The sequence below is a fragment of the Streptomyces sp. NBC_00464 genome (genome assembly GCF_036013915.1).
Lineage (GTDB): Bacteria > Actinomycetota > Actinomycetes > Streptomycetales > Streptomycetaceae > Streptomyces.
Map to the genome: position 1 here is coordinate 5,563,479 of NZ_CP107899.1, position 23,355 is coordinate 5,586,833.

General features: G+C 72.2%; 19 protein-coding genes. 4 read left to right on the forward strand and 15 right to left on the reverse strand.

The annotated features are described in order from the left end of the window. Positions 1–285: 285 nt before the first annotated feature. The 3 genes from OG912_RS25030 to OG912_RS25040 all read right to left on the reverse strand — a co-directional run bounded on the left by OG912_RS25030 (position 286) and on the right by OG912_RS25040 (position 3,405). Complete coding sequence (locus OG912_RS25030; protein ID WP_327711335.1) at positions 286–744, reverse strand: DoxX family protein; 459 nt, start codon at positions 742–744, stop codon at positions 286–288. An 83-nt stretch (positions 745–827) separates the two neighbouring features. Next, positions 828–2,576 (reverse strand): alkaline phosphatase D family protein, encoded by a 1,749-nt coding sequence (locus OG912_RS25035; RefSeq protein ID WP_327711336.1) that lies wholly within the window; start codon positions 2,574–2,576, stop codon positions 828–830. Positions 2,577–2,760: 184 nt separating this feature from the next. Beyond that, entirely contained in the window at positions 2,761–3,405 is a 645-nt protein-coding gene (locus OG912_RS25040) for an HNH endonuclease family protein (protein WP_327711337.1), read from the reverse strand. Between the two features lie 291 nt (positions 3,406–3,696). Here OG912_RS25040 and OG912_RS25045 point away from each other — a divergent pair, with 291 nt between their 5' ends. Then, positions 3,697–4,458 carry an ABC transporter permease gene (locus OG912_RS25045; RefSeq protein WP_327711338.1) on the forward strand — a complete coding sequence of 254 codons (762 nt, stop codon included), beginning with the start codon at positions 3,697–3,699 and terminating at the stop codon, positions 4,456–4,458. A gap of 87 nt (positions 4,459–4,545) precedes the next feature. Here the strand turns inward: OG912_RS25045 and OG912_RS25050 are convergent, their stop codons facing one another. Both OG912_RS25050 and OG912_RS25055 read right to left on the reverse strand, forming a co-directional pair. Beyond that, the gene (locus OG912_RS25050) at positions 4,546–5,205 is read right to left on the reverse strand and encodes an HAD-IA family hydrolase (protein ID WP_327711339.1); all 660 of its coding nucleotides are present in this window, start codon (positions 5,203–5,205) and stop codon (positions 4,546–4,548) included. Between the two features lie 178 nt (positions 5,206–5,383). Beyond that, entirely contained in the window at positions 5,384–6,535 is a 1,152-nt protein-coding gene (locus tag OG912_RS25055; RefSeq protein ID WP_327711340.1) for a peptidoglycan-binding domain-containing protein, read from the reverse strand. A 135-nt stretch (positions 6,536–6,670) separates the two neighbouring features. Between OG912_RS25055 and OG912_RS25060 the strand changes: the two genes are divergently transcribed. After that, entirely contained in the window at positions 6,671–8,737 is a 2,067-nt protein-coding gene (locus OG912_RS25060; protein WP_327711341.1) for an MDR family MFS transporter, read from the forward strand. 10 nt (positions 8,738–8,747) lie between these two features. Here OG912_RS25060 and OG912_RS25065 read toward each other — a convergent pair whose 3' ends face one another. Both OG912_RS25065 and OG912_RS25070 read right to left on the reverse strand, forming a co-directional pair. Continuing rightward, positions 8,748–9,224 carry a GNAT family N-acetyltransferase gene (locus tag OG912_RS25065; protein ID WP_327711342.1) on the reverse strand — a complete coding sequence of 159 codons (477 nt, stop codon included), beginning with the start codon at positions 9,222–9,224 and terminating at the stop codon, positions 8,748–8,750. Positions 9,225–9,373: 149 nt separating this feature from the next. Continuing rightward, positions 9,374–10,468 carry a DUF2330 domain-containing protein gene (locus tag OG912_RS25070; protein ID WP_327713536.1) on the reverse strand — a complete coding sequence of 365 codons (1,095 nt, stop codon included), beginning with the start codon at positions 10,466–10,468 and terminating at the stop codon, positions 9,374–9,376. A 381-nt stretch (positions 10,469–10,849) separates the two neighbouring features. On the opposite strand from OG912_RS25070, the gene OG912_RS25075 reads away from it, so the two are divergent. Then, positions 10,850–12,835, forward strand: coding sequence for a bifunctional glycosyltransferase 87/phosphatase PAP2 family protein (locus OG912_RS25075; RefSeq protein ID WP_327713537.1), 1,986 nt, complete (start codon positions 10,850–10,852; stop codon positions 12,833–12,835). A 115-nt stretch (positions 12,836–12,950) separates the two neighbouring features. Here the strand turns inward: OG912_RS25075 and OG912_RS25080 are convergent, their stop codons facing one another. Both OG912_RS25080 and OG912_RS25085 read right to left on the reverse strand, forming a co-directional pair. Beyond that, positions 12,951–13,955, reverse strand: a complete 1,005-nt coding sequence (locus OG912_RS25080; RefSeq protein ID WP_327711343.1) for an AEC family transporter — start codon at positions 13,953–13,955, stop codon at positions 12,951–12,953. Between the two features lie 57 nt (positions 13,956–14,012). After that, on the reverse strand, positions 14,013–15,263 hold the full coding sequence (locus OG912_RS25085; protein WP_327711344.1) for a cytochrome P450: 1,251 nt from the start codon (positions 15,261–15,263) through the stop codon (positions 14,013–14,015). Between the two features lie 316 nt (positions 15,264–15,579). Here OG912_RS25085 and OG912_RS25090 point away from each other — a divergent pair, with 316 nt between their 5' ends. Next, the gene (locus OG912_RS25090) at positions 15,580–16,749 is read left to right on the forward strand and encodes a steroid 3-ketoacyl-CoA thiolase (RefSeq protein ID WP_326735952.1); all 1,170 of its coding nucleotides are present in this window, start codon (positions 15,580–15,582) and stop codon (positions 16,747–16,749) included. 142 nt (positions 16,750–16,891) lie between these two features. On the opposite strand, the gene OG912_RS25095 is transcribed toward OG912_RS25090, so the two are convergent. The 6 genes from OG912_RS25095 to OG912_RS25120 all read right to left on the reverse strand — a co-directional run bounded on the left by OG912_RS25095 (position 16,892) and on the right by OG912_RS25120 (position 23,320). After that, entirely contained in the window at positions 16,892–17,317 is a 426-nt protein-coding gene (locus OG912_RS25095; protein WP_326735951.1) for a transglycosylase SLT domain-containing protein, read from the reverse strand. Positions 17,318–17,621: 304 nt separating this feature from the next. Continuing rightward, positions 17,622–18,449, reverse strand: a complete 828-nt coding sequence (locus OG912_RS25100) for an ECF transporter S component (protein WP_327711345.1) — start codon at positions 18,447–18,449, stop codon at positions 17,622–17,624. After that, on the reverse strand, positions 18,446–20,164 hold the full coding sequence (locus OG912_RS25105) for an ABC transporter ATP-binding protein (protein WP_327711346.1): 1,719 nt from the start codon (positions 20,162–20,164) through the stop codon (positions 18,446–18,448). The genes OG912_RS25100 and OG912_RS25105 overlap by 4 nt, the downstream gene beginning before the upstream one ends. After that, complete coding sequence (locus OG912_RS25110; RefSeq protein ID WP_327711347.1) at positions 20,161–21,375, reverse strand: energy-coupling factor transporter transmembrane component T; 1,215 nt, start codon at positions 21,373–21,375, stop codon at positions 20,161–20,163. The genes OG912_RS25105 and OG912_RS25110 overlap by 4 nt, the downstream gene beginning before the upstream one ends. Further along, the gene (locus OG912_RS25115; RefSeq protein WP_327711348.1) at positions 21,372–22,061 is read right to left on the reverse strand and encodes an SCO2322 family protein; all 690 of its coding nucleotides are present in this window, start codon (positions 22,059–22,061) and stop codon (positions 21,372–21,374) included. The genes OG912_RS25110 and OG912_RS25115 overlap by 4 nt, the downstream gene beginning before the upstream one ends. After that, entirely contained in the window at positions 22,058–23,320 is a 1,263-nt protein-coding gene (locus tag OG912_RS25120) for a prenyltransferase/squalene oxidase repeat-containing protein (protein WP_327711349.1), read from the reverse strand. The genes OG912_RS25115 and OG912_RS25120 overlap by 4 nt, the downstream gene beginning before the upstream one ends. Positions 23,321–23,355 lie beyond the last annotated feature (35 nt).

Consider the following 23,355-nt stretch of genomic DNA (forward strand, 5'->3'; position numbering starts at 1 on the left):
GCAGGGGAGCGGCAGGAGCGGCAGGGCCAGCTGTACAGCGTACGCCTGCCGTTCACCTGGAGATCCATATATATGCGCGATGTTGGGCATCTCACGTGCGTCACAGAGGCGCCGTGCGCACCAGTACTGCCCCCACCGGCACTTCCTGGCCCCTCGCGACCCCCGTACCTCGCGACCAGCCGCACGGTCCGTACCTCGCGCCCGCCGGGGAGCGGATCCCGGCGGGCGCGAGGTCTCGTTGCGGGCCCGGTCGGCGCGGACCCGTGCGGCGGTGTGCGGATCGGGTCAGACGGCGACCGGGGAGCTCGGCTCGGGTGCGCGGTCCTGATCGCTCTTCGCGGTGGTGCGGGACGTGAACAGCCGGTCCAGGGCCAGGGCGCCGGGGCCGGTGAAGACGAGCAGCAGGAAGGCCCAGCAGTAGACGGCCGAGGGCTCGCCGCCGTTCTCCAGGGGGAAGAGGGCCTCGGGCTGGTGGACCTTGAAGTACGCGTACGCCATGGAGCCGGACGAGACGAGCGCGGCGATACGGGTGCCGAGGCCCAGCACCACGAGGCCGCCGCCGACGAGCTGGATGACCGCCGCGTACCAGCCGGGCCAGGTGCCGGCGGGTATGGAGCCGCCGCCCATGGCGCCGCCGAGGATGCCGAAGAGCGAGGCGGCACCGTGGCAGGCGAAGAGCAGGCCTACGACGATGCGGAAGAGCGCGAGGGCATAGGGCTGGGCTTGGTTCAGGCGTGTGTACATGGGGGGAGAGCTCCTTCGGTCTGGTGGGGACGTGAACCGACTGAGCGCCACAGATTAGGTAGACCTCACCAATACTTGCAAGTTCAACGTTTTGTCGACTGGCTGAAAATCGACGGAGCGTCATCGGTCAGCGAGCGATCGAAGGCCAGCTCCAGCACGGTCCCCGACTTCCTCGACTTGGCCTGAACCAATGACAACGCGGCTTTCCGGCCACTCAAGTTCAGTGTCATCAGCTGATTGCCGAACCACGGTCCGCCCGTCCTGCGCCACCGCACCGACGGCGTTCCGGTGCGCCCGTGCCGCGCCAGCAGCCGGCCGAGCAGCCGTCCCGCCCGGCTCCAGGCGAAACGGAAGCCACCCCTGAGCGGGGCGGGTATGGAGTTGTGCACGGGAGAGCAGGTCAGTTGCAGGACGCGGGCCGTCGGCGTGCTGCCGGGGGCCGGAGCGGACGGGGCGGGCTCCGCGATGTACGCGTGGTGCACATCGCCCGACAGCACGCATACCGTCGCGGGCGCCTCCGGCCCCTCGGCCACCTCCCGGATCAGCTCCGTCAGCCACCCGAACGACTCGGGGAACGCCGCCCAATGCTCCAGGTCGGAGCGCTGTCGCAGGAACTCGCCGACGCGCGCCCAGCGGCCGTCCGGCCCGCCCCGCTCGCCCCGGCACAGCGCGGCGCTCCACTGTTCGGCGTCATGGATCAGGGGCGGCAGCAGCCACGGCAGCGAGGTCCCGATCAGGAGGTGGTCGCAGGAACCGGGGGCGGCGAGCGCCTCCTCGCGCAGCCACGCTGCCTCCTGCGGGTGGAGCATCGCCCGCTCCTGTTCGTCGAGCACCCGGGCCGTGCGGCTGTCGACCATGAGCAGTCGTACTCGGCCGAAAATGCGTCGGTAGCTCCAGCGGGTGCGGGTGGGATCGGCGGCGGCCTCGGCGGCGAAGCGGCGCACCGCTTCCGTGGCGTCCTCGGTGGCGTGCACCGCCGTGTGCAGTGGGTCCGCGGCGATGTCGGCGGGGGAGAGGTTGCCCAGGTGCTGGTAGACCCAGTACGACATCAGCCCGCTGACGATCCGCTCGTGCCACCAGGACGTGGCGCGGACGCCGGCCAGCCAGGCGGCGCTGGTGTTCCAGTCGTCGATGACGTCGTGATCGTCGAAGATCATGCTGCTGGGGACCGTCGAGAGCAGCCACCGCACCTCGGGGTCGCGCCACGACTCGTCGTACAGGACGGTGTATTCGTCGTAGTCCGCCACCTCCGCCCCCGGCGGCTCGTTCAGATCGCGCCGGGCGGCCAGCCTGCGGCGGGTGGCCTCGGAGGTCTCGTCCGCGTACACCTGGTCGCCCAGGAGCAGCAGGACGTCGGGGCGTACGGCGTCGGGGTCGGCGGCGAGGCGCGCGGCGAGGGTGTCCAGGGCGTCCGGGCCGACGGGGTCGGTGCGGCCCGGCAGGTGGCCGTCGGCGGGCGGCGCCGCCCAGCGGCAGGAGCCGAACGCGACCCGGACCGTTGCGGGTCCGGCCGTTTCGCCGTCGTCCGCCGAGGTGGGTACGGACGGGGTGGTGATCGTGCTCGGCGGGAACGGGTACTCCTCGGGCGGCCACACCGTGCGGTCGTCGAGCAGGACCTCGTACGGGGTGGTGGACCCGGGGGTCAGTCCGCTCACCACGACCAGGGCGTAGTGGTGCCCGGCGACCGCGAAGGTGCGGGACGATCCCGACGCCCCGTCCGCGCACCGGACTTGGGCCGTGCACGGCCGGTCGGCCTCGACCCAGACGGTGGCGGTGGTGGCGGTCTCCCAGTCGACGTACCGCAGCAGTGGTCCCAGGCGCAGGCCGGCCATGTCGTACTCCTCGCGTCGTTCCGTACGGGACGGTTCCGGTGGACGGTTCCGTACGGCGGATGCGCACGGCGGGTTCGTACCGTACGGAACGACGGGGGAGTCGGGGGTGCGGTTCCGGGGCGGGAATGGGCCCGTCCCGGCCGGTCGGGGGCCGTCAGGCGGCCCCCGGTCCCTCAGTGGGCGGTCAGCAGCCGTTGAGCACGGACTGCAGGGCGCTCTTCTCGGCCGAGTCGACGGTCAGGTCGTAGTAGTGCTTCACGTGCACCCAGGCGCGCACGTACGTGCACTTGTACGCGGTGCGGGAGGGGAGCCAGGTCGCGGGGTCCTGGTCGCTCTTGGACTGGTTGACGTTGTCGGTGACCGCGATGAGCTGAGGACGGGTCAGGTCGTTGGCGTATGCCTGCCGTTGGGCGTTGGTCCAGCTGGAGGCGCCCGAGCGCCAGGCCTCGGCCAGCGGGACCATGTGGTCGATGTCCAGATCGGAGGCGGCCGTCCAGGTGGCCCCGTCGTACTCCGAGTACCAACTGCCGCTGACGGCGGCGCAGCTGGAGTCCTGCGAGACGTTCGTCCCGTCGCGCTTCAGGACGACCTCGCGGGTGTTGCAGGCGCCCGACTGGGTGATCCAGTGCGGGAACTTGTCCCTGCTGTATCCGGTGGACGAGCCCTCCGCCTGCACGGTCAGCTCGCTCAGATACGTGCGGGCGGTGGATGCGGAGACCGGGGTGGGCATGGCCGCCTGGGCGCTGGGGGCGGTGAGCAGTCCGGTGGTTGCGGCGAGGGCGGCGGATGCGGCGAGGACGGCTATGCGACGCGCGTAGACACCTGACATGCGAACTCCCTTGATGTGGGGGGACATTGGGCGGCCCGTTCGGAACGGCCCGGCCATCGTGGCGGCGCCAGGTTTCCGTGGGGTGGGCGCCAGGTAACAGAGTGGCGACATGGGCACGTCACATCAAGGGGTCTGACAAAGAGGCTCGGGGTGCGGGGGCGTACCGGAGTGCGTGCGCGGGCGTACGGAACTGAGGGGACGGCAGGTCCGTGGGCGGGGGCGGGCTCCGACCCGCGGCGGGCCATCCGCTGCGTTACGGGGGCCGGGCCTGCGTGGTCTTAGGGTGGCCGCGTGCTGCTTCCGGTCAACATCACGCTCGGCGTCGTCCTGGCGCTGCTGCTCGCGGCGGCCGCCGCCGTCGCCCGGTTCGCGTCCCTCGGCCGGTCGCGCGAGATCGTCGTGGCCGGGCTGCGGGCCGCGGTCCAGCTCGCCGTGGTCTCCTCGCTGATCGGCTGGGTGGTCCACGCCCTGGCGCCGATGTTCGCGTTCATCGCGCTGATGTACGCCGTGGCCGTGTGGACCGCCGGCCGCCGCGTCACGGGAAACCGCACGTGGCGGTGGGCGGCCGTGCCGATCGGGGTGGGGGTCGCACCGGTGGTGGTCGTGCTGCTGCTCACCGGACTTGTCCCGGTCCGGGGCATCGCCCTGATCCCGGTGACCGGAATCCTCATCGGGGGCGCGCTGACCGCCACGGTGCTCGGCGGCCGGCGGGCGCTGGACGAACTGTCCACGCGGCGGGGGGAGGTGGAGGCGGCGATGGCGCTCGGATTCCTGGACCGCGACGCCCGGCTGGAGATCGCCCGGCCCGCGGCGTCGGACGCGCTGCTGCCGGGGCTCGATCAGACGCGCACGGTGGGGCTCGTCACCCTGCCCGGGGCCTTCGTGGGCATGCTGCTGGGCGGCGCCTCACCGGTACAGGCGGGCGCCGTACAGCTGTTCGTGCTGGTGGCCCTGATGGCCGTACAGGCGGCGGCCGTCGCGACCGTGCTGGAACTCGTGGCGCGGGGGTGGCTGCACCGCGAGCCGACGGAGAGGTCGGACGCGGTGCACTGAGGCCCGGCCCGGTGGGCCGGCGCGTCTACGGGCCGGTGTTCGTGTGGCGGTGCGGCTGTCGGGCGTTCGTACGGGGAGCCGTGGCCGTCACGCGCTGATGTGCAGTACGACCGAGCCGTCCGCCGCCGCTTCCACCCGGATCTGCGACAGGTCGTCGACGTGGGCGTCGGGGGAGAGCGCCGCCGCGCGTGGGCCGACGCCCACGACGCGCATGCCCGCCGCCCGGCCGGCCGCGATGCCCGCCTCGGAGTCCTCGAAGACGATGCAGTCCGCCGGTGCGAAGCCGAGTCCGGCCGCGCCCTTGAGGAAGCCCTCGGGGTCCGGCTTGCTGGCGCCGACGCTCTCGGCGGTGACCCGCAGTTCCGGCATCCGCAGCCCCGCCGCGGTCATCCGGGCCCGGGCCAGAGCCATGTCGGCCGAGGTGACCAGGGCGTGCGGGAGCGTGGCGATCGCGTCCATGAACGCGGCGGCGCCCCCGATCGGGACGACGCCGTCGGTGTCGGCGGTCTCCTCGGCGAGCATCACCCGGTTGTCCGCGTGGTTCTGCTCCATCGGGCGGCCCGGGAGGAGCACCGCCATCGTGGCGTACCCCTGCCGGCCGTGGACCACCTTGAGGGCCGCCTCCGGGTCCAGGCCCTGCCGCAGCGCCCAGCGCCGCCAGCAGCGCTCCACGACGGCGTCGGAGTTCACCAGCGTTCCGTCCATGTCGAGGAGGAGTGCGTGGGCGGTGAGGACGGTGGCCGGCATGGGCGGGCTCCAGAGCGGGGAAGCGAGCGCCGCGGAAGGACGGGCGGCGCGGGAAAAGAGAACAAGTGGCCCCCGCTCGCCGGTCAGGGTGTGCGCGCGGAGGCCACTTTGTTCCATCACGATACAAAAACGGGGACGGGAAAGCGAATCCCGGCGCGAGGGCGGCCGTCCGCGCTGGTCAGTGGCGCCCCCGGCCCGTTGTGGCGCCTTCCAGCTTGCTCCGGGTGTTCGGCCCGTAGACCCCGTCCGGGTCGCCCTGGACGTTCCACCAGATCTGGAAGTCGTGCACGGCCTTCTCGACCCGCTCCGAGTAGTCGTCGTCGATGGGGCCCTGCGCGAGCACCCAGGCCTCCTGGAGCCGGCGCTGCAGTTCGTCCACCTCCGGGCCGTCGTCGCCGCGCTGCAGCGTCGGGCCGCTCGGTGACTGGGCGGGCGGCGCCAGCGCCGGGGGGTTGCTGCTCTCCGCCGTGGCCGCCGGGGACGAGGCGGCGGCCGACCGTGACGGGGACGCCGACGCGGAACGGGACGCCGAGGCGGACGGGGACGGTGACGCGGAGGCGGACGCCGAGGCCGAGGCGGAGGGTGAGCCGGACGCCGGCCGTGAGGGTGACGGGGCGGCGGACGCCGAGGCGGAGACCGACGGCTCGACGCTGTCCTCGGGGAGGCTGGCCACCGTGGAGGGCAGCGCCTGGTCCAGGTCGGCCTCCTGGCTTCTGTCCCCGTTGAACAGCCCGCCCACGAAGGCCGCCGCGCCGACCACCGTGACGACGGCCGCCCCCGCGACCAGCGCCGCGAAGGGCCGGCGGCGGCGTGGCTGTACGGGGTCCGGGCCGGCCGTCACGAGTGCGGTGTCGGTGAAGCCGGCCGCATCGCCCGGGTCCATCGCGTCCGGCAGCGGGCCCGGCCCCGCCGGATCCAGGAACAGCGGCATCGTCGTGGCGGCGTCCCCCGGCTGACCGCCCGGCAGGTGCTGTCCCTGGGAGGGGCCGGATGCGGCCGCCATCGCGTCCTCGCCGCCCAGCGTCACGTACGGCCGGATGCGCAGCGGGTCGAAGTCCTCCGCCGCCGCCATTTCCGCCGACCGCTCGGCGTGGTGCTGTTCCGTGATGCGCTGCTGCTCGGCGGCCCGCCCCCGGTCGTCGAGCTGCCCGGCGGTCTGCTCCGTGAAGCCGGCGTCGTGACCGGTCTGCACCTGCCCGGTCATGCCGTACTGCCCGGCATGGTGCTGCGGTCCGGCGCCACCGTGGGCCGCGCGTGGAGCGCAGGCGCAGTGCGGGCCGGTGCCCGGTCTGTTGTCCGTACCGCACTCCGGGCATATATGTCCGGTCATTGTGGGTCCCCTCCCCTTGAACTGCCTGCGATTATGCAGCCCGCCGCCGGGAAGCCCAATCATGGCGTTCCTCGGCAGGCCATAACGGTGCACAACAGACAGGATGGGGGTGTAGCGGATCCGAGGAGATGTTCTATGGCCCAGCAGTTGAGCCCACCGGCCCCGGCCCCCGGCACCGACCACTCCAAGCGGTCGGTCCTGGTGGCCATCGGCGCACTGCTTCTCGGCATGCTCCTCGCCGCACTCGACCAGACCATCGTCTCCACCGCGCTGCCGACCATCGTCAGCGATCTCGGCGGTCTGGAGCACCTGTCGTGGGTGGTCACGGCCTATCTGCTGGCGTCGACCGCCGCGACTCCGCTCTGGGGCAAGCTCGGCGACCAGTACGGCCGCAAAAGGCTCTTCCAGATCGCCATCGTCATCTTCCTGATCGGCTCGGCCCTCTGCGGCATCGCCCAGAACATGCCGCAGCTGATCGGCTTCCGCGCCCTCCAGGGGCTCGGCGGCGGCGGGCTGATGGTGCTGTCGATGGCGATCGTCGGCGACCTCGTCTCCCCGCGTGAACGCGGCAAGTACCAGGGCCTGTTCGGAGCCGTGTTCGGTGCGACGAGCGTCCTCGGGCCCCTTCTCGGCGGTCTCTTCACCGAGCACCTCAGCTGGCGCTGGGTCTTCTACATCAACCTCCCCATCGGGGTCGTCGCCCTGGCCGTCATCGCCGCCGTGCTGCACATCCCGGTCCGCCGGACGAAGCACACCATCGACTACCTCGGCACCTTCCTCATCGCCTCGGTCGCCACCTGCCTGGTCCTCGTCGCCTCGCTCGGCGGCACCACCTGGGCCTGGGGATCGGCGCAGATCATCGGCCTCGCCGTCCTCAGCGTGGTGCTGCTGATCGCCTTCGTGTACGTGGAGCGGCGCGCGGCCGAGCCCGTCCTGCCGCTGAAGCTGTTCCGGATCAGGACCTTCAGCCTCGTCGCGGTGATCAGCTTCGTCGTCGGCTTCGCGATGTTCGGTGCGATGACCTATCTGCCGACGTTCCTCCAGGTGGTGCACGGCATCACGCCGACGATGTCCGGCGTCCACATGCTCCCCATGGTGTTCGGTCTGCTCATCACCTCGACCGTGTCCGGCCAGATCGTCAGCCGTACGGGCCGCTGGAAGGTCTTCCCGGTCGTCGGCACCGGTCTCACCGCGATCGGCCTGCTGCTGCTGCACCGGCTCACGGAGACCAGCCCCACCTGGGAGATGAGCATCTACTTCTTCGTCTTCGGTGCGGGGCTCGGCCTGGTGATGCAGGTTCTGGTCCTGGTCGTGCAGAACGCCGTCTCGTACCAGGACCTCGGCGTCGCCACCTCGGGCGCGACCTTCTTCCGCTCCATCGGAGCCTCGTTCGGCGTCGCGATCTTCGGCACCATCTTCACCAACCGGCTCACCGACAAGCTCGGCTCCGCCCTCGCCGACCGGCCGCTGCCGCCCGGGGTCAGCGCCGAGGGGCTGGCCGCCGACCCGCGCGCCATCGGCCAGCTGCCCCCCTCGCTCCAGCAGCCCGTACTCAACGCGTACTCGACATCGATCACCGATGTGTTCCTGTACGCCGCCCCCGTCGTCCTGATCGCCTTCGTCTTCGCCTGGCTGCTCAAGGAGGACAAGCTGCGCGGCTCGGTGACCGCCCCCGACTCCACCGAGACGCTGGCGTCGAACCCGGTCGAGCGGTCCTCGTACGACGAGTGCGCACGCGCGCTCTCGGTCCTCGCCACGCGGGAGGGCCGCCGTGAGGTCTACGAGAAGATCACCGAGCGGGCCGGGTACGACCTGTTGCCGGCCGCCAGCTGGATGCTGCTGCGCATCAAACGGCACGGCACCGTCGAACCGGCCCGGCTCGCGGACGTCGCCCCCGTCCCGCTGCGGGTGATCAGTGACGCCGCCCGGCAACTGGAGGAGCGCGGCCTGGCCCGCCGGGTGGGGGTGCAGATGGTGCTCACCGAAACGGGCGCCGAGGCCGTCGTGAAGCTCGCGCGGGCCCGTGAGGACTCCCTGGCCGAGCTGCTGGGCGACTGGTGGGGGCCCGACCGGCCGACCGACCTGGTCGCCCTGGTGTCGGAACTGACGGCGGAGACCAGCGGGTCGAGCAAGGAGCGCCCGCACAGCCCGGAGCCCAAGCGGGACCATGCGGCCGGACACCCGCACGAGCGTCCGACGTAGGGCCCGGCTCCTACAGTTCCTTGGCGAACCAGTGCTCCGCGTACTGGCGGCGGTGGAAGGCCGGGACCTCGCGGTAGCCGTGCTTGGCGTACAGTCCGCGCGCCTCGACCAGGTCGTTACGGGTGTCGAGCCGGATCTGCCGCACGCCGAAGGCCCGCGCCAGGTCCTCGATCGCCGCGAGCAGCAGCCCGCCACCGCCCGTGCCGCGCGCGTCGGGGCGGACGTAGACCCGGGTCAGCTCCGCGATGTCCGCGTCCAGCACGATCAGCCCGGCACAGGCCGTCGCCTTGCCCTCGAAGCGGCCGACGACGAACTCGCCGGTCGGCGGGACGAGGCGCTCGGCGCCGTCGTCGGTGAGCCCCTCGTCGATCTCCGCCACCGTCGCGGGCCGCCCCCAGTAACGGCTGGCGACCTCGTCGTAGTAGTCCCGGCGCAACAGGGCGGCATCCGGGGAGTCGAAACGTTCGGGGCTCACGGTCCAGGTCATCGGGTCATTCTGGCGGGCGCCGGCTGTATGGGGAAACGATTTCGTGCCGCCGCCGCACCCTCGCGGACGCGGACGCCATGGGGAGCGCCGTCCCGCGTCTCACCCGGCGTACGCATGTCCGGGTCACCGGCCACGGGGAGGTCCGGTTCTCACCCCAGTGGCGGTGGCACGACGACCGGCGGGGGCGGTGTCACCGGACGCCGCCCCCGCGCCCGCACCACCAGCAGCAGGGCCGCGACCACCACCACCGCTCCACCGAGCAGCGACAGCACCCAGGCCGGGATGCCGCCCACCGTCAGCAGCTTGTCCCGGTAGTACGTGGTCCGGTACGGGGTGTCCGCGGCGGCCGCCCGCAGCTCGTGGTCCCCGTCGATCAGCTCCGGCCGCGGGAACGACTGGTCGATGGCCGTGACGAACACCGGCTTCCCACCCGTCAGCGCGTCGAGCGCCCCGTACGCACCCTCCTCCCGGCCGGTGTCCACCCGTCCCGCGTACGTCACCACGGGCTGCCGTCCGCCGATGGTGCCGCGCGGCTCCATGCGGTGCGCGGCGAGCACGTACAGACCCAGGGACTGCGGCGTCGCGGCGAGCCGGGACAGGCGCATCGGGTAGACCAGCCGGTCGCTGGCGAAACGCAGCCGCAGCGGGTCGAGATCGCCGCTCAGCGGGCGGCCGGACTCCTGGGGAGCCAGGCGCACGGCCACGTACTCCCACTTCTGCTCGACGTAGGGGCGCAGTGCCGTCGCGAGCCGGTCCGGAAGTTCGAAGCCGTTCTCCTTCAGCCAGCCCTCCAGCGCGGCGGGATCGGTCGCGGCCAGCCGGGCCACGTCGAACGGCCCGAGCCGTTCCCGGCCCACCACCTCGACCGGCGCGGCGGCCGCGGGAGCGGCGGCACCGTCCCCGGACCCGTGGTCCGAACCACCGAACGGCCAGTCCTTCGCACGTGGCCAGAAGTAGTGGCGTGTGGCGGTCACCGGTGCGGTGAGGGTTTGGAGCTCGGAGAAGAGCGAGGCGTCACCGAGCTCGACCGTGGCCCGGTGCGGCACGGGCATGATCCAGGCGGCCTCGGGGGCGTTCCCGCGCACGGTGAGCCGCATCACGATCTGCTCGGTGTTGCCGTCCCAGCCGACGACGGACGTCTCCCGGTCGACCGACACCCGGCTGTCGCGGTCCACGACCATCGCCCCGCAACCACACGCGTAGGCCGGTGCGATCAGCGAGCCGATCTGCAGCGAGAACACCATCATGACCAGGGACAGCGCACGCAGCGCCCACCCGCGCGGCCGATGCCGCACCTCTCGATCTCTCCCCGCACACCGCATGTCCTGTGTTCCTCCCCCGTGGTCACCGATCAGGGGCTCAGACGTGCGGGCGGCCCCACCGGTTCCGGCCGTTCCGGCCCGTCCACACCGCCCGGCCGACCATTCTTTCGGACAAAAGCCGGATGACAGTCAGGTGAAGAGGGGGTGATTGTGTCTACCTCATAGGGCAATGCGAAGGTTTCACAGCATGCCGGACAGAGAACCGGCACCAAACGTTGGGAGGGTCGGCGCAACGTGGCGAACGCGGAGCACAGTGTGCGCACAGACGCGGCGACAGGAGCGAGGACCGGGGCTGCCCGCGCCGTGCTCTGGCTGATCGTGGCCGCATTGGCCGTGCGGCAGATGGCGGTGGTGCTGCGGCAGCCGCCCGGCGAACGCCTCACCGATCTGGAGACATGGATCGGTGAGAACGGTGTGCTTCATGTGACGGGCTCGCTGTACGACACCGACCGGTTCACCGGCACTCCCTTCGCCGGCCTGGTGCTCAAGCCACTGACCCGCACGGCCGAACAGAGCCTCGGCGTCGCCTGGACCTTCGGCTCACTGCTGCTCGTCGCCGCGCTCGGTGTCATCGCTGCCCGCGCCCTGCCCGCCCCCGTCAGCCGCCGTACGGCCCTGCTCGCCGCCCCCGTCACCATCAGTCTGCTGATGCTCTCGCTGCCGGTGCGCAACGCCCTCCACCTGGGACAGACCAGCATCCTGCCAGTCCTCCTGGTTCTCGTCGGCTGCTTCGTGGTCCGCGGCGAACGAGCCTCGGGCGTCCTCATCGGGATCGCGGCCGCGCTCCAGCCCACCGTGCTGCTCTTCGCCGTACTGCTCTGGCTGACGGGCAGACGCCGAGCCGCGCTGACCGGCGGCGCGGCCTTCGCCGCCTGCACGGCGCTGGCCTGGGCCGCCATGCCGCACGACTCGTGGACGTACTGGGTGCACCATGTCGCGGGCGCGGGGCTCGGCGACCAGGCGGACAGCCTCGCCAACCAGTCGCTGCACGGTGCGCTGCTCCGCCTGGGCCTGGCCGGTCCGCTGGAGATCGCCCTGTTCGTGGTGCTGGCCGCGGCCGTCTGCTTCCTCGGACTGCGCCGCGCCGCGCGGTACGCGCGCGACGGCCAGCTGCTGCTCGCCGTGGCCGTCACCGGCTGTGTCTGTGTCGCCGTGGCACCCACCGCCTGGCAGCACCAGCTGTTGTGGGTGCTGCTCGCCGTGGTCGGCCGGGTCGGGAAGCGGGCCTCCGACCGGCTGGTGTGGCCGGCCGTCGTGATCCTCGTCGTCACACTGCCGGGCACGATGCTGCTGCCGAACATCGAGGCGATGTTCCCGGTCCGCGACAACGTGCTGCTGATCGCCGCGCTCGCGGCCGCGTGCGTCGCCCCGTTCCTGCCGCGCACCTCGCCGCACTGGCAGCGGCCGATCCCCACCGACCACGCGTCCCCGGTCGCCGCCCGATGGAGCAGGGTGCCGCTGCTGCCGTTGTGGCGACGGGTGCTCAGCCGGCCGAACCTGCTGCTGGAACTCCTGCTGATCAGGGTCGTCTACTCCGCGTACCAACAGGTCAGGCTGGCCGCGACGGCAGGCCGTGCCACCGCGGAGCACCATGGCCGGCAGATCCACTCGATCGAACAGTGGCTGCACATCGACATCGAGCACTGGGTCAACCACGCGGTCGTCGAGGTCGGCTGGCTGCGGGACTTCTTCGACTACTACTACTCGACGTTCCACTTCATCGTGCCGCTGACCATCCTGGGCGTGCTGTACGTACGCCGCCCCGCGGACTACCGCTGGGTCCGCAGCTCCATCGGCTTCGCCACGCTGCTCGCCCTGGTCGGCTTCTGGCTCTACCCGCTGGCCCCGCCGCGGCTGATGCCCGGGCTCGGCTTCATCGACACGGTCCACGGCGTCCAGGACTTCGCGAAGCCCGACTACGGCACGCTGACCGGGGTGACCAACCAGTACGCGGCGATGCCCTCGCTGCACTTCGGCTGGTCCCTGTGGTGCGGTGTGGTGATCGTGATGCTCGCCCCGAAGGTCTGGATGAAGGCACTGGGGGTGCTGCACCCGCTGTTCACGCTCTCGACGATCGTCGCGACCGGCAACCACTGGGTGCTCGACGCGGTGGGCGGGGCGGCGGTGGTCGCCCTCGGCTTCGGCCTCACGTACGCGCTCTGCGGACCGCGCAGGCTGCGGGCACCGGGGGAGGAGCCGCAGGCGGCCGGGGACGGGGAGAGACCGCGGGACGGCACGGGGGCGACGCCGGCCGCGAAACCGGTCGGACGCGTCACCGAGACCGCCTGACGACGGGCGATGGCCGAAGGGGTGCAGGACGCGAAAACGTCCTGCACCCCTTCGGCATGTGGATCGTCGCTCTCCCAGCATCCGCCCGCCCGGCGGGCCCCGCCACTCCAACGGATCAGCGGGACGGCCCCAGCGTCCAGGCGGCGATGGACAGCGTGACCATCGACACCAGCGTGGACGCCACGACGGAATGGCGGGCGAGGCCGGTGTCCAGGCCGTACTGCCGGGCGTAGATGTAGGCGTTCTGTGCCGTCGGCAGCGCGGAGCAGAGCACTACGGCCAGCACCTGGTGGTCCGGCAGGTGCAGGAGCGGTCCGGCGACGGCGAAGGCGACCAGGGGCTGGACCAGCGTCTTGAGCGCGACCACGACACCGACCTCCACGCGACCGGTGACCCGGCCGGTCCCCTCCGCCCAGGCCCGGTCCGCCCCGGCCCGGTCCGTCCCGGCTGTGCCGTCGGCCGGGCCGCCGTGCAGGGACAGGCCCAGCGTGATCAGCGCCGTCGGTACGGCGGCGGCGCCGAGCACGTCGCAGGAGTGGGTGACGGCGGCAGGCAGCCGCAGCCCGACCGCGGAGACGGCCACCCCGAGCAGCGAGGCCATGATGACGGGATTGCGCACCGGCATGGTGAGCATCCGCCGCAGCCCGCCACCGGCGGGCCCGCCGCCCTGCGTGCCCGAGTCCAGCAGGGTCAGGATCACGGGCGAGACCAGCAGCACCTGGAACAGGATGACCTGCGCGACGAACGAGGCGTCCCCGAGCACGTGCACCGCCACCGGGATGCCCAGATTGGCGGAGTTGACGTAGCCGGACGCCATGCCGCCGACCGCCGCCTCGGCCCTTTCGCGGCCGAAGTACCGTCGGCCCACCGCGTATCCCAGCGCGGTCACGAGGGCCGTGCCCGCGGCGAACGCCGCCATCGACGGATGGGCGAAGGCGGCCGGCCGTGACCCGGACACCATGGTGAACAGGGCGGCGGGCATGGCCACATGGAAGACGAACCGGCCGAGCACCGACTCCGCCTGCGCTCCGAGGAGTCCGCTGCGGCCGGCCGCGTAACCGATGGCGGTCAGGATCCAGATGGGGGCGAAGCCGGAGAGCAGCGCAGGCATGGCCGCCATGATCCCCGTACCCCGGTCCGGCATTCGGACAGGGGTACGGGGATAAGGGGGCGACGCTCAGGCGGACGTGGTGCTCACCTGGAGCTGCTTGATGCCGTTGAGCCAGGCCGACCGCAGCCGCCGCGGGTCGCTGACCAGCCGCAGGTCCGGAAGGACATCCGCGATCGCGTTGAAGATCAGGTTGATCTCCATCACGGCCAGGGACTTGCCCAGACAGAAGTGCGGACCCCCGCCGCCGAAGCCGAGGTGCGGGTTCGGGTCGCGGGAGATGTCGAACTGCTCCGGGTTCTCGAACACCTCGGGGTCGTTGTTGGCGGAGGAGTAGAAGAGCCCGACCCGGTCGCCCTTCTTGATCTGCCGGCCGCCCAGTTCGAGGTCCTGGGTGGCGGTCCGCTGGAAGGAGACCACGGGCGTCGCCCAGCGGACGATCTCCTCGGCGGTCGTCTCCGGCCGCTCGCGCTTGTAGAGCTCCCACTGCTCGGGGTGGGTCAGGAAGGCGTGCATGCCGTGGCTGATGGCGTTGCGCGTGGTCTCGTTGCCGGCCACGGCGAGCAGGATCACGAAGAAGCCGAACTCGTCGGAGGAGAGGTTGCCCTCGCCCTCGGCGGCGACCAGCTGCGAGACGATGTCCTTGGCCGGGCACTCCTTGCGGGCCGCCGCGAGGTTCATCGAGTAGGAGACGATCTCCATCGCCGCCTCGGCGCCGATCTCCTCGGTGATCGCGTACTCCGGATCGTCGTACGAGGCCATCTTGTTCGACCAGTCGAAGATCCGGGCCCGGTCCTCCTGCGGTACGCCGATGAGCTCGGCGATGGCCTGGAGCGGCAGCTCCACGGCGATGTTGGTGACGAAGTCGAAGGAGCCCTCCTCGTCGGCCCCGGCGAGGGCCGTCTCGACGATGGAGCGCGCCCGGTTGCGCAGCGTCTCCTCCAGCGACCGGATGGCGCGGGGCGTGAAGCCGCGCTGGACGATCTGGCGGACCCGGGTGTGCTCGGGCGGGTCCATGTTCAGCATGATCAGCTTCTGGACGTCGATCTGGTCCCGGCTGATCGACTCGTTGAAGCGGATCACCGCGGTGTTGGTGTTCGACGAGAACAGCTCGGGATGGGTCGAGACGTACTTGACGTCCGCGTGCCGGGTGACGACCCAGTAGCCCGAGTCGGCGAAGCCGGATATGCCGGTGGGCTGGGTGCACCACCAGACCGGTGCCGTCTCCCGCATGAGGGCGAACTCCGGGTGCGGTACCCGGGCGTGGAGCAGGTCGGGATCGGTGAAGTCGAACCCTTCGGGCAGATGGGGGCAGGGCATCGGCAGCTCCAGGTCAAGAACTCCAGGTCGGTCCGAGAGCCGTCGGTGCCAAGTCTGACGACCCATCAGATATTGCCCGCAAGGTAGTAACGAGTTCTACAACTGGCAAGAGGCGTGGCCGGATCTGTTGCGTGAAGCATCGGTGAACCGGTCGTCCCGCGGTGGGTACCGGCTGTGAAGCCTGGGCAAGGTGCGTGCAAGACCCTTGCGTACCGGGGGTAAGCCTCATAAGACTGCTTGCAGAACTAGAACGCGTACTAGTTCCTTCCGTGGGCGCCGGGACGCCTCTGCGGAAGTGCGAGGAGAGGACGAGCTCATGGCCGCGGAACCCGTCATCGTCGAAGCCGTACGCACCCCCATCGGCAAGCGCGGGGGTGCGCTCGCCAATCTGCACCCCGCCTATCTGCTGGGCGAGACCTACCGTGAACTTCTCGGCCGGACCGGCATTCACGCCGACTGCGTCGAACAGATCGTCGGCGGCACCGTCACCCATGCCGGCGAACAGTCCATGAACCCCGCACGCAACGCCTGGCTCACCGTGGGACTTCCGTACGAGACCGCCGCGACGACCGTGGACTGTCAGTGCGGCTCCTCGCAGCAGGCCTCCCACATGGTCGCCAACATGGTCGCCGCCGGGGTGATCGACGTCGGCATCAGCTGCGGCGTCGAGGCCATGTCGCGCGTACCGCTGGGCAGCGGCTCCAAGCACGGGCCGGGCAAGCCCTGGCCCGACGAGTGGAACGTCGACCTGCCCAACCAGTTCGAGGCCGCCGAGCGCATCGCCCGCAAGCGCGGCCTCACCCGGGAGAACGTCGACTCGCTCGGCCTCATCTCGCAGGAGCGGGCGGCCGTCGCCTGGGCCGAGGAGCGCTTCAAACGGGAGACGTACGCGGTCCAGGTGCCCACCACCGAGGCCGAACAGGCCGCCGGTCAGGGCATGTGGCGGCTCGTCGACCGCGACGAGGGGCTGCGCGACACCACGATGGAGGGGCTCGCCCGGCTCAAACCCGTGATGCCCACCGCCGTCCACACGGCCGGCAACTCCTCGCAGATATCCGACGGCGCCTGCGCGATCATGTGGGCGTCCAAGCGGATGGCGCGAGCCCTCAAGCTCAAGCCGCGGGCCCGGATCGTCGCCCAGGCACTGGTCGGCTCCGACCCGCACTTCCACCTCGACGGCCCCATAGACGCGACCCGTGCGGTGCTCGGCAAGGCGGGGATGTCGCTCAAGGACATCGACATCGTGGAGATCAACGAGGCCTTCGCGTCCGTGGTGCTGAGCTGGACGCAGGTCTTCGACCAGGACCTGTCGAAGGTGAACGTCAACGGCGGCGCGATCGCGCTCGGCCACCCGGTCGGCGCCACCGGCGCCCGGCTGATCACCACGGCCCTGCACGAACTGGAGCGCAGGGACAAGGAGTTCGCTCTGATCACCATGTGCGCGGGCGGCGCACTGGCGACCGGCACGATCATTCAGCGGCTGTAACGGCACCTGTGCGAAGTGCGGTCCGCGGACCGTGCGCCGGTTCGACGCACCGGCCGCGCGCGGCTGACGGATGCACGACGAGGACCCCCGGCCGCACTGCGGTCGGGGGTCCTCGTCGCTACTGGCTTCGGTCCGGGTGGACTCAGTACCAGCTGTTGGCCTGCCAGAACGACCAGGCGCCACACGGGCTGCCGTAGCGGGAGTTCATGTAGTCCATGCCCCACTTGATCTGGGTGGTGGGGTTGGTCTGCCAGTCGGAGCCGGCGGACGCCATCTTCGAACCGGGCAGCGCCTGGACCAGGCCGTAGGCACCGGAGGAGGCGTTGGTCGCGCTCGGGTTCCAGCCGCTCTCGTGGCTGACGATGTTGCTGAAGCACTGGAACTGCGCGTCGTCACCGATCATCTGCTTCGCCGTGTCCTGTGCACTCGCGGCAGCGGACGTCGGCGCGGCGGAGGTGGCCGCCATGGCCGGGGAGACGCCCAGGGCCACACCGGAGGCACCCAGCAGCACTGCTGCACCGGCGACGGCGGACTTGCGACGGGCGAGGATGTTACGGGCGAACGACACAGGGAACCTAACGTCGGGTACGGGGGAGTCGCATGCTCCGGTCCGAATCCTGCGTGGACCTTTGCGCGTCGACCGCTGTCCGTTCCGGTGGACGCTGCGGTGCTCGGCGACATCTCCATGGTTAGCCGCGTCGTTCAACCACCGCAACGACCCCCGGTACGACCCCGCCTCGCACCCAGGGCCGAAGGTCCCGAACCACCGCAAACCGCTCCATAGCAGGTCGGACGGTGCGCAACCGGGTCCCGTGGCCGTTCCCCGCGCCTCCTAACCCGCTTCGTACAGGACCAAGGTCCTGTGGGTGCCCTCACTCCTCCGGGACCCCGAATGTGACCTGGGCCTCGAAGGCCGCACGCCGAGTGGCCCGGCGCAGCGCCTTCAGCAGCGCGGTTCCGACGGTCAGCGTCAGTACGACGCTGAGTACGGCACGGCCCAGGTCCCAGCCGAGCGAGGTGGCCGTGCAGTACGCGAGGAAGCGCACCAGGTTGTCGCCCAGCGGGTCACCGGGGTGGAAGGAGATGCCCGAGCCGAGCCCCGGCACGATCGTCCACCCGTACAGATTCATGACCGTCCCGTACGCGAACGAGGCCACCGCCCCGTACGCGGCGAGCATCAGCAGCTCGGCGCGCCCGCGTAGCCGGTCCGGTCCGGGCAGCATCCCGGCGCCCATCGCGAACCAGCCCATGGACAGCATCTGGAACGGCATCCACGGGCCCACCCCGCCGGTCAGCAGCGCCGAGGCGAACATCGTCACCGAACCCAGCACGAAGCCGAAGCCCGGCCCGAGCACCCGCCCGCTCAGCACCATCAGGAAGAACATCGGCTCCAGACCGGCCGTGCCCGCCCCCAGCGGGCGCAGCGCCGCACCGACCGCGGCCAGCACCCCCAGCATCGCCACCGCCTTCGCGTCGAGCCCGGCGTCCGCGATCATCGCGACCACCACCCCGACCAGCAGCGGCAGCAGCGCGGCGAAGAGCCACGGCGCGTCCTGGGAGTGCGCCAGCCCGGAATCCGGCCCGGCCAGCAGCGGCCAGCCGAAGGCCGCCACCCCGATCGCGCTGATCAGCACCAGCGCGGCGACGGCCCGCGGCCCGAGCCGCACCGGTCGGGCGCCCCGGCCCGTCGTGCCGGTCATTCGGCACCCCCCAGCGCCGCCCGGACCTGGGACACGGTGAGCCACTCCTGCGGGGCGAGGACCTTGGCGATCTGCGGGGCGAAGGCGGGCGAGGACACCACGACCTCCGCGGTCGGCCCGTCCGCGACGACCTCCCCGTCGGCGAGGATCACCACCCGGTGGGCCAGCTCGGCGGCCAGCTCCACATCGTGGGTGGCCAGCACGATCGCATGGCCCTCGGCCGCCAGCGTGCGCAGCACCCCGACGAGCCGGGCCTTCGCCGCGTAGTCCAGACCGCGGGTCGGTTCGTCCAGAAGCAGCAGAGGGGGCCGGGCGGTGAGCACGAGCGCGAGAGCCAGGGCGAGCCGTTGCCCCTCGGACAGATCACGGGGGTGGGTGGCGTCCGCCACACCCGGCAGCAGCTCCGAGACCAGCGCCCGGCAGCTGCCCGGCGCGGCGCCCGCATCGGCGTCGGCCGCCGCGCACTCGGCGGCGACGGTGTCCGCGTACAGCAGATCGCGCGGCTCCTGCGGTACGAGACCGACGCGGCGCACCATCTCGCGGGGCGGGGTGCTGTGCGGGGTGCGGCCGCCGACGAGCACGGTGCCGGAGGTCGGCTCGACCATGCCGACGAGGGCGGAGAGCAGGGTGGACTTGCCCGCACCGTTGCGCCCCATCAGGGCGACGGTCTCCCCGGGGGCGACGGTGAGCGTCACCCGGCGCAGCGCCTCGACGCGCCCGCGCCGCACGGCGAGGCGTTCGACGCGGGTGGTGGCGTCGGTGACGGGCTCGGGGGCGGGGGCCTCCTGCGCCGTACGGCCGAACAGCCTGGCCAGGGCGGAGCGCCGAGGCGCGGGGTGGGAGGACGACGGAGGGAGAGGTTTCCGGGTTTCCGCGCCGCCGACCGGTCCGGGCGTCACGCCCGCCAGCCGCTCCCGCATCCCCGACGCCCGGCGCCGGGCATCGCGGACCGACAGCGGCAGCGGCTCCCAGCCCGCCAGCCGTCCGAGCGCCACCACCGGCGGATGCACCGGAGAGACGGCCATCACCTCGGCGGGCGCGCCCATCACCGGGGCGGCGCCGGGCGACGGCAGCAGGACGACCTGGTCCGCGTACTGCACCACGCGCTCCAGCCGGTGCTCCGCCATCAGGACGGTCGTCCCCAGATCGTGGACGAGCCGCTGCAGCACCGCGAGGACCTCCTCGGCCGCCGCCGGGTCCAGCGCGGACGTCGGCTCGTCCAGCACCAGGACCCGGGGGTGCGGGGTGAGGACCGAGCCGATCGCGACCCGCTGCTGCTGGCCCCCCGACAGGGTGGCGATCGGCCGGTCGCGCAGCCCGGCGAGCCCCAGCAGATCGAGGGTCTCCTCGACCCGCCGCCGCATCACGTCCGGGGCGAGGCCCAGCGACTCCATGCCGTACGCCAGCTCGTCCTCGACCGTGTCCGTCACGAAGTGGGAGAGCGGATCCTGGCCCACGGTGCCGACGAGATCGGCCAGCTCACGGGGCTTGTGGGTACGGGTGTCCCGCCCGTCGACGGTGACCCGGCCGGTCAGCCGGCCACCGGTGAAGTGCGGTACGAGCCCCGAGACCGCGCCCAGCAATGTCGACTTGCCGACCCCGGACGGCCCGACGAGCAGCACCAGCTCACCCTCGGGAACGGTCAGATCGACCCCCGACAGCGTGGGCCGCTCCGTGCCCTCGTACTGCACCGAAACATCGTCGAACCGGATCACACCTGCTCCTCGAAGCCTGTGGGGGAAGGCGGGACGGGCGAGCCTGAGGGGGAGGGCGGGACCGGCGGGCCTGTGAGGGAGGGCGGGACAGGTGCGACGACCGCCGGCAGCAGGCCGATCAGCACCGCGGCGGCCGGCCACAGAGGCAGCACGGGCGCGGTCAGCGGTACGACCCCGGGGTGCAGCGCCGCCGGATCCGCACTGCCCGCCCAGATCATCGCCACCGCGACCGCCGCACCGGATCCCGCGACCAGCCAGGCCCGCACCCCCCACCGGTCGGGCCGGTAGCGGGTCCGTACCGAACGCGCCCCGCCGAGCCGCAGCCCGGCCATCGCGGCGACCAGACCGGCGATCAGCAGCGGCAGCCCGTACACCGCACCCTGCGCGGCGAGCAGCCCGTACGTACCGGCGCAGACACCCAGCAGCCCGCCGAGCGTGAGGACGTTCGTGGTGTGCCGGACGGCGGCCGGCACCTGGGCGGTACGCCCGTACCCCCGTGCGTCCATCGAGGCCGCCACCGCGACGGACCGCTCCAGCGCACCCTCCAGCACCGGCAGCCCGATCTGGAGCACGGCCCGCACCCCGCCGGTCGGCCGGCCGCGCAGCCGCCGGGCGGTGCGCAGCCGCACCACGTCGGCGACCATGTTGGGCGCGAACGTCATCGCGACGACGACGGCCACCCCGGCCTCGTACAGCGCACCGGGCAGTGACTTCAGCAGCCGGGCCGGATTGGCGAGCGAGTTCGCCGCGCCGACACAGATCAGCAGCGCGGCCAGCTTCGCCCCGTCGTACAGCGCGAACAGCAGCTGCTCGGCGGTGACCCGGCCCCCGATCCGGACGCCCTTCGCCCAGTCCGGCAGCGGCACCTCGGGCAGCGTGAACACGACATGCGTACCCGGGATCGGGGAGCCGAGGAAGGCGGAGAAGAGCAGCCGCACCCCGATGACGAACAGCCCGATCTTGATGAACGCCCCGTACGACCGGGCCCACGGCGCATCCGTGCGGCGCGCGGCCACCACATAGCCCGCCACGCCGACCAGCAGGCCGAGCAGCAGCGGATTCGTCGTCCGGGACGCGGCGGTGGCGAGCCCGAGCGCCCACAGCCACCAGGCCCCGGCGGGCAGCGCGTTGCTCCGGGTGGCGGCGGGGGCCCGCCAGGCACCGAGCCGGTCCGGCGGGGCGTCCGTACGGCCGGTCGTCGTGCCGGTCATCCGCGGCGGCGGCGGGCCTGCGCGACTGCGGCGATGCCGAGGAGCAGGACGGCGCCGACCCCGACGAGGACGCCGGCGGACGGCCCGCCGCCGTCCGAACCGTCGTCACCCGAGGCGACACCCGCCGACGTGGGCGCGGAGGCGTCGGCCGTGGCGGTTTCGCCGTGACCCTGAGCCACCTGCTCGCCGCAGCCGGAGGCCGGATAGCCGGAGATCGCGCAGAGCAGCGCGTCACTGCCGTAACGCAGCGGCTTGGCCACCGACGCGAGGGCCTCCGCACTGCTCGCGTCCTGCGCCACCTGGGCACACGCGGTACGCAGCGCGGGCGGCGTCTCCCCGTCCGGGGCGTCGGCCGCCGTACCGGGATCGATGACGAGCGCGACCCGCTTGGTACCGCCCTCGGCGGGCGTGTCCGCGCAGATCTCCGCGAAGTCGGGGGAGCTGCGCGGCTTGGCCGCGTCCTGCGAGTCCGCGCTCACGGCGAACCGGAAGCCCTGCACCGAACCGTCGTCCGGGCGGACCAGCGACGGCCCCTGGGTGGCATACGCCCACCCGCTGCCGGAGCCCTCCCAGAACGACCAGTAGCGGTAGCCGGCGGCCTGGGCCGTGCCCGTGCCGAGCACGGCCAGGACGGCGCCCAGGACCACCAGCAGTGCGGTGGCCCGTCCGGCTCCGGTGCGCCTCACAGCTGCTGGTTCTTGCGGCGGCCGCTGATCAGGAATCCGGCACCCGCGCCGACGGCGAGCCCGATCCCGACGAACCACCAGACACCGCCGATCCCGTCCCCGTCGCCGCTGTCCTTCTTCTCTTCCTCCTGGGTGGCGGACGCCGTGGGCTTCTTGACGGCGGCGGGCGCCGGCCCGGTCGCGTTCAGCTGGGCGACGAGGTCCGCGCCGCCGAAGTCGTGGACGTCAGCCCCGGTGGCGTGGGCGGCCATGACCAGCTGCGCGTACGCGGCGGGGCCGTTCTCCTTCGCCCAGGCCGCGGAGTTATCCGCCAGCCACTTCACGGACGCGTCGGCCTTGTCCTTGTGACCGGACGCGGACAGGGCGACGACCGCGTCGGCGGTGTTGCCGAAGTCGGGCAGCGGGGCGCTGTCCTCGGCGCCGGGCATCGGCGGCGAGTCGAGGTGGCCGGTCTTCGCGAGGGCGCCGGTGAGGTAGTAGGCGCCGTTCTGGGCCGCCTGCTCGGGCTTGACCGCCTTGCCCTTGGTGCAGGTGGGGTCCTTGACCGCGGCGTTGTTCCCGATGACGAAGCCCTTGCCGAGGGAGCCGAGCACGGCGGCGGCGGTGGCGTCGCCGTTGGCGACGAGCTTGCCGGCCTTGTCGGGCTGGTACGCGAACGCGCCGCCGTCCTTGCCGCCGCAGGGGATGGCGAAGGTGAGCAGGGCGTCGTACGGGGTCTTGCCGCCGTCCGTCGTCACGTCGCCGAGCTTCTGCCCGGCCCGCCCGAGGGTGCCGATGACGATCGAGGTGGAGTTCGCGTCACTGGGGCTGCCGGCGGTGTAACCCCAGCCGCCGTCCTCGTTCTGGACCGACTTCAGCCAGTCGACGCCGTTCGTGACGAGATCCTCGTGCCCGCGGACCTCGTGCAGCGCCTGCACGGCGGCCGCGGTCGCATTGGTGTCGACCATGGTCTTGGCGTCGCAGGGCACGGAGGCGTCGGGCCGGTACGCGGGGAACGCGCCGCTGTCGCACTGCTGGCCGATCAGCCAGTCGACGGCCTTGGCGGCGGGCGTGACACCCACGGTCCGCTGCGCGATGAACGCCAGCGACTGCCGCCAGACCCCGTCGTACGTCGGGTCCTTCGTGCCGTACAGGCCCGAGGGCAGGGCCACGGACGGCGAGGGGGAGGGGGACGGCGCGGCGACTGCGGCCGGGGCTGCGGCCGCACAGAGCACGGTGGCGGTGGCGGCGAGCGCAGCTGCGCTGCGGCGTACGGTCATGGCGGGCGGGGCCTCTCCTGGGGGAACCGGGCACA

Bases quoted from the DNA above. Each gene is read 5' to 3' on its own strand.
- OG912_RS25030 (WP_327711335.1), bottom strand. From the start codon at position 744: ATGTACACACGCCTGAACCAAGCCCAGCCCTATGCCCTCGCGCTCTTC.
- OG912_RS25035 (WP_327711336.1), bottom strand. From the start codon at position 2,576: ATGGCCGGCCTGCGCCTGGGACCACTGCTGCGGTACGTCGACTGGGAG.
- OG912_RS25040 (WP_327711337.1), bottom strand. From the start codon at position 3,405: ATGTCAGGTGTCTACGCGCGTCGCATAGCCGTCCTCGCCGCATCCGCC.
- OG912_RS25050 (WP_327711339.1), bottom strand. From the start codon at position 5,205: ATGCCGGCCACCGTCCTCACCGCCCACGCACTCCTCCTCGACATGGAC.
- OG912_RS25055 (WP_327711340.1), bottom strand. From the start codon at position 6,535: ATGACCGGACATATATGCCCGGAGTGCGGTACGGACAACAGACCGGGC.
- OG912_RS25060 (WP_327711341.1), top strand. From the start codon at position 6,671: ATGGCCCAGCAGTTGAGCCCACCGGCCCCGGCCCCCGGCACCGACCAC.
- OG912_RS25065 (WP_327711342.1), bottom strand. From the start codon at position 9,224: ATGACCTGGACCGTGAGCCCCGAACGTTTCGACTCCCCGGATGCCGCC.
- OG912_RS25070 (WP_327713536.1), bottom strand. From the start codon at position 10,468: ATGGTGTTCTCGCTGCAGATCGGCTCGCTGATCGCACCGGCCTACGCG.
- OG912_RS25080 (WP_327711343.1), bottom strand. From the start codon at position 13,955: ATGGCGGCCATGCCTGCGCTGCTCTCCGGCTTCGCCCCCATCTGGATC.
- OG912_RS25085 (WP_327711344.1), bottom strand. From the start codon at position 15,263: ATGCCCTGCCCCCATCTGCCCGAAGGGTTCGACTTCACCGATCCCGAC.
- OG912_RS25090 (WP_326735952.1), top strand. From the start codon at position 15,580: ATGGCCGCGGAACCCGTCATCGTCGAAGCCGTACGCACCCCCATCGGC.
- OG912_RS25100 (WP_327711345.1), bottom strand. From the start codon at position 18,449: ATGACCGGCACGACGGGCCGGGGCGCCCGACCGGTGCGGCTCGGGCCG.
- OG912_RS25110 (WP_327711347.1), bottom strand. From the start codon at position 21,375: ATGACCGGCACGACGACCGGCCGTACGGACGCCCCGCCGGACCGGCTC.
- OG912_RS25120 (WP_327711349.1), bottom strand. From the start codon at position 23,320: ATGACCGTACGCCGCAGCGCAGCTGCGCTCGCCGCCACCGCCACCGTG.